A 4,397-nucleotide genomic window follows, 5' to 3' on the forward strand; every position below is an offset into this window, starting at 1 on the left:
TTTGGTCGAAAAGTAAGACTACCACATGTGGGTAGCTGACCTCCTTCCGACCTATCCCATTACATGAGTGTTGCGGTTATTATCTGAATTCAGGATTATCGAAAGATTATCTAACTTGGATAATCCAATCGCCCGCGCCTCACTGTTAATTTTCCTTCTTCTGAAGAATGACTTAAACCAACCAGTATTGGCGTCCTCAGCAAGCTTACGCCAATTTTCCACTGGTACTTTGGAGACGTTTTCACTCGTAAGACCGTGCGATATCTCATCTATAGCAGCATCAAATTCAACTTTAAGCTTTGCTATTTCACGGATAACTTCTATACGCCCTTTTGCTCCGCTATCAGTGGCATACGAGATATCGTGTTTACTTGCAGTAACAGCAAGGTCATGCAACCCTTCAATCAGCTTGAGGTTATTAAGAGTTATCGATGTTTTTTCCAGAGAAAAATTTGAAAGCAGGACTGATAATGGCTTTTCAATTTCTCTCTTGCTTTTTTGCCACCTATCAATTGCGCTGAGCAGTCGTGACTGCCAGACATTAGACCATTCTGTCGCCATTACCGGAGCAAATGCTTGTATATTTAGCTCTTTGACATCGGAAAACGCCAAGGCCAGTTGTTCAATCAATTCCCTCGCTTTGTTTAAATCTTTTTCAGACGAAATTGGCGCAGCATCAATATCTGGCTGCCAATTTACTGTCACTATCAACGAGTCTCGATTTAAAGCAATAGCAGAAATGGCGTCTCTCGCTGTCAAACCAAACTTTGACTTAGCATGTAATGCTCGAACATAACTATTTAACTGATCCTTCCTCTTTCTCAGCTCGGCAACATTCGTTTCCCATTCTTTCGGGTTAAGGCCTTTACGTTTTTGCCATGCTTTATTCAATTGGTCTAGTACAGCTCTCTTATTAGCCTTATTGCTGTGAAGTTCCAGACATAGGTGGTCTAAACCAGCTTTTTCTAATCGTCGATAAACCACATTGAGTGCGGCCATTTTTTCTGCAACAAAAAGAACCTTCCGACCGAGACCTATATTGTGAGCTATAATATTCGCTATTGTTTCAGACTTCCCGGTACCTGGAGGCCCCTCTAATACAAAATCTTGAGAACGGGCGGAAGCATCTACGGCCACTAGCTGTGAACTGTCGCAATTGAGTGGCGTATACACCGTTGCGGGATCGAGCTTTTGATCTATTTCGTCTCGTTCAATAAATGTGCTAGCTTGCGGATACGGGTCTCGTGGATTATCAACCAAATGTTTAACGAAGGGGTTTTCCTTTAAGTCATCCAAGCGATCACTCAGATCTTTCCACATAAGATATTTTGCAAATGAAAACGACCCAAGCACTAACTCTTCAACTAACTCAAAGCCTGCTTGCTCTTTTACTGCATCCCGAACCTGCTGCCAGACGTAATCAACGTCTACACCACTTTCGTCTTCAGGAAGTTCGTTCTTAAACTCACTTAGATTAATATCATGCTCAGACTGAAGAAATTCAATAAGGGTAAGGTTAAATGTAGGCTCTTCTTCTTGAAGTTGCTCAACATAAACTGGTGCATTAGCGCTTCTTCTTGTTAGCTTTACCGGCACTAGTAATAATGGCGCTTTGTAGCTTTTAGCATCTTCTGGATTTTCCTTCCACTTCAAAAAGCCAAGAGCAAGAAATAATGTGTTAGAACCGCCCTCTTCAAGATCATTCTTTGCTTTTCGAAACAGTTCTACCGAGTTCTTCTCGAGCTTTTTTATTGGCTGGTTGGCGATAAGCACTTTGTTTTTAATTTGATTAAGGGCGAACTCTCGATGGACATCCGATCCAGTTTGTAACCGAAACACTTCACTGTCACGGCTCGGATCGAAATAAGGACTTTCCTGTGCAGATTGGAATTTGAATTTTGTGCCGTCTGCTAACATGTCTTCCATCGTCGCTATATCTGGGCAGTAGAGCTTGATCGCAACAGCCCTGTCATTAAAGTTGAGCAGACGATTTTTTTTGGTCAGATCCAGTAGCTTGCGAGACCATGTATCTATCCGAGTTTCAGGCGTATCTTCTACCACTTGCTCGTCTTTTCTTACCGGCGGCAATGGGGGAATAACTGGTAGTTCAAGGTCCGCTGTTTCTTCGTCAGATGTTTTTTCTACTTTCTTTTCTTCTACTGTGGAGAGAGGTTTTATTGATTGTGCTCTTGCCTGAGCTATATCAATAACCATAACAAATTTTGATTCTAATTCTTCAGCCAACAAGGTTCTGGCATGATCTCTCGCCTGTTCAAAAGTGACAGGTGAATCGTTGGTTACTAACGTCGTTTCAAATAAAACCAAGTCTCTGTTATCTACACGTTTACGAACATCCTGCGGGTCATCGTTAGTTAAAATCGGTAATTTTTCATCAATCAGCCATGCGCCAGCAAACGCATGCTCTTTTGTTATAGCTATTACTGGGTTGAGACCCATTGCTTCAATACAACTCGCAAAGAGTAATGATGAGTCCAGGCACGCTGCCATTCTCGAGTGGCTGATATCGGCCGCAAGTCGCACCCGTTGCCCGCGTTTAGCAAAGCCTTTCGGTGGGCTCACATAAGCAAGCTTTTCCTGAAATAATACATTCCAGAGCGCTGCCAGCATCAAATAAGGCTTTTCACGCGTGTTTGACTGATATCCGTCTACCGCTCGCCCATGGCCTGCTTTCTCAAGAGTGAGAGCTACCTTTCTAACAAGGGACTCTACATAAACGCCGTTAGGTTTCACAAAGGCTGCGAGTAACGAAGGTTGTCGCTCTTCCCCACCCCAATAATTAGCTGGCAAAACACTTACGGTAGTGTTGAAGTCATTTAGAAGTTCACCCTCTGCACTAAAAAGTTCAAAAGATAATTCGTGCTTGATCTCTTCTGTAATACTAAATAACTTGTCAAAGGGAAACCGAAGCTCTTTCAGCTGAAGGTTAATTGATTGACCAGATTCCAACCTATCGATATGCCATGCTTCAGGCTCTAACCAATCGTGTATGCCTTTAAGTTCTAATTTTAGAGACTGAAGCGGCTCAAGTTCACAGTCCTCAGACTTAGAGTAAATTATCCTAATTGACTTCAAGATTGGGTAAGCGTTTTGCTGGGCTGCTAGTGAAAAAGTAGGTGTAACGTCAATTTCAAGATGGATATTTTTAATTGTTTTACTGTCCACATTTACGTCATTCATTTTCGATTCCTTCCGAACGATAGGTTTCGTAGCACGGCTAAAGCAGGTTCTCTCTTTTACTATCGAATTCTACTCAAGTCTAACTTTAGAGCCAAATAGATTAGAATATTATTTTAACTGCAGTGCTAAATTCAATCGCCCCTAATGCGCGTTAAGACTACCCCAAAACCCAATCAAAAACGGAACATAACTAACGATCAGTTATAAAAAAACCGCTCAAATGAGCGGCTTTCTATATAATTTGGTTCAACAGCTGGGGGTCGAGGCATTAACTATCATAATAAGATCATCACATAGTTATGTTGTATTTTTATCTTTTCCCACTAACTGTTCAGTACTTAGTTCGCCCTTAAAGTCTGCAACACTGCTGTTTTCAAAAAAGGTCAGCAAGAAAGCCATTGATAACAACAAAACAACCATAAACGAATGGAACAGTGGAGCACGTCTAGAGCTAGACAACTGTAAGCCTAAAATAGAGCTATTTGCGCTCGCTTCTTTTATTCTTTGTGTTAGTTTCAGCTCTGTCATTCTCTGGTTAATTTGTGATTCAACGTCTAAACCAGCCTTGACGCTACCAAGTAAAAACGGCGTGTACCACTTTACATCCAAAAACCATATAGCTATCCAAAATATAGCTCCGAACGCCAAAAGAGCCGCAACTAGAATGAATCCTAGGTGACGGACTTTCATGCAGACATCATTGAAGTGTCTTTGCGTAGTTACTATCTCTTTCCAGGCTTCGAGTTGCGAATCTAGTATTTCTTTATCATTCATTTTTTTTTCTGAAGTTGATAATATCTAATAATTCATCAAACCTATCTATAACATAGTCTGGTTTCAGATGTTTACTATTATCTTTTATCAGTTTTTCTCTTGCTACATCTTCATCAGTCCAATGAGTAACAGCTTTTAAAAGCTCATATCTATCATCCCCATCAGCAAAGTGAGTTGTTCCATATCTAGCAAAAACCGCTGTGACACCCGCCTCTAGCGCCATTTCAACATCTTTCATTTCACTGTCACCCACATAAACACATTCTTCAGGCGATACATTTAATTGATTGATAATATCTAAAAGAAGCTTCGGATTCGGTTTTAATTCACTGTATTAGCCCCTTTTTAAAACGGACACTCATTAGTTAAGCGATAGGCTTAGACCTATCTTTAAGGAGTGTCTATGGAGCGCATTGAAATTTTCA

The 4,397-nt window shown here is 41.0% G+C and carries 2 protein-coding genes and 1 pseudogene; all 3 read right to left on the reverse strand.

The features are described 5' to 3' along the window. Positions 1-51 precede the first annotated feature (51 nt). Complete coding sequence (locus tag DFP83_RS13275) at positions 52-3,198, reverse strand: DUF4011 domain-containing protein (RefSeq protein ID WP_110576528.1); 3,147 nt, start codon at positions 3,196-3,198, stop codon at positions 52-54. Positions 3,199-3,495: 297 nt separating this feature from the next. Then, a complete protein-coding gene (locus DFP83_RS13280) occupies positions 3,496-3,972 on the reverse strand; it encodes a hypothetical protein (protein WP_110576530.1) in 477 nt (158 codons plus the stop codon). Next, positions 3,965-4,285 (reverse strand): annotated as a pseudogene (locus DFP83_RS13285) (HAD family hydrolase); the annotation flags it as partial. The pseudogene DFP83_RS13285 and the gene DFP83_RS13280, both read right to left, overlap by 8 nt. Positions 4,286-4,397: the final 112 nt, after the last annotated feature.

This window comes from Idiomarina fontislapidosi, assembly GCF_003226255.1.
GTDB lineage: Bacteria > Pseudomonadota > Gammaproteobacteria > Enterobacterales > Alteromonadaceae > Idiomarina > Idiomarina fontislapidosi.

Bases quoted from the DNA above. Each gene is read 5' to 3' on its own strand.
- DFP83_RS13275 (WP_110576528.1), bottom strand. From the start codon at position 3,198: ATGAATGACGTAAATGTGGACAGTAAAACAATTAAAAATATCCATCTT.
- DFP83_RS13280 (WP_110576530.1), bottom strand. From the start codon at position 3,972: ATGAATGATAAAGAAATACTAGATTCGCAACTCGAAGCCTGGAAAGAG.